Origin of the sequence: Zooshikella harenae (assembly GCF_018837975.1) — a bacterium.
GTDB lineage: Bacteria > Pseudomonadota > Gammaproteobacteria > Pseudomonadales > Zooshikellaceae > Zooshikella > Zooshikella harenae.
Genome location: NZ_JAGSOY010000252.1, coordinates 1 through 1,261, shown reverse-complemented (window position 1 = coordinate 1,261; position 1,261 = coordinate 1). Strand labels below are relative to the sequence as shown.

Genomic DNA, 1,261 nt, shown 5'->3' with positions numbered 1-1,261 from the left:
ACAATTATAACGATTTTATCCGCATTTGCACCTTTAATGAGTTCAGCTACTTGGCTAAAAGCAACGACTTTAATAAAGGGCGCTTTGTTATGCAGGGGACCAAGACGTATTACTTCATTGCTACGAGTATTGGGTTTATCAAATGAGCCTCGGTTCGAAAAATACCACCGCGTATTGAACCGTGATAAGTGGTCCTGTGTACTGTGTGCCAAAATCCTGTTGGGTTTACTCATCGCACTCTTGCCCTCTGGTTTTCCAGTCATTGTTTTAGTTGATGAAACGCTAGAAAGGCGAAAAGGCAAGCAAATCAGGGCGAAGGGGTACTATCGGGACGCGGTTCGTTCAACCCAAAAAAAGGTGGTGAAGTGCCTTGGCTTGAAATGGATTTGCATGACACTGGTCGTACCATTGCCGTGGAATAAAAGACCATGGGCATTACCCTTTTTAACGGTACTCGCGCCTTCCAAACAAGCCAATGAAAAACAAGGGCGTTCTCATCGGACCACGGTGGATTGGACGATATCCATGGTCAAGCTGGTCACACGCTGGCTGAAACGGTCTTGGATTTTGGTGGGTGATGGTGCTTATGCGTGTATCGAATTAGGCCATCGCTGCCGAAAGCTTAATGTCACGCTGATCTCACGGTTAAGGCTTGATGCCTGCCTTTATGAATTCCCTGAGCCTGCCCCTAAAGGCAAGCGGGGACGCAAGCGTGTTAAAGGAAAACGTATTTGCAGCTTTAAAGACTTGGCTCAAGATGCCAGCCAACATTGGATTGAGGCTGATGTCAAATGGTACGGTGGTCAGTTACTACGCATTCGTTACCTAACCGGTGTTAACTTATGGTACAAAGCCGGTGAGAAACCGTTACCCATTCGTTGGGTAGTGGTGATTAATCCAAATCAACCTGGTCGTACAGACGTTTTTTTCAGTACCGATACTAACCTGCTGGTGACCGATATCATTCGATGCTTTGTATTACGCTGGAACATTGAGGTCACGTTTGAAGAAGTGCGGGAACATTTAGGTGTAGAAACACAACGACAGTGGTCTGACAAAGCCATCGGTAGAACAACGCCTGTGTTAATGGGGTTGTATTCCTTAGCCTGTGTTATCGCCAAAGAAATGAGACAATCCACTCTTTTACAACCGGCATTAACCAGTTGGTATGACAAAAAAGATCAAGCAACATTTTCCGATGTCATCGCATTTATTAGGCGAACAATTTGGGCTGAAAAATATTTTTCAAACTCAAGTATGA

1 protein-coding gene is annotated in these 1,261 nt (G+C 45.0%); it reads left to right on the top strand.

Features of this window, described 5'->3' with window-relative positions; genetic code table 11:
* Positions 1-36 precede the first annotated feature (36 nt).
* The coding region (locus KCG35_RS25395) for an IS701 family transposase (protein ID WP_230409365.1) at positions 37-1,261 on the top strand (1,225 nt) is incomplete at its 3' end.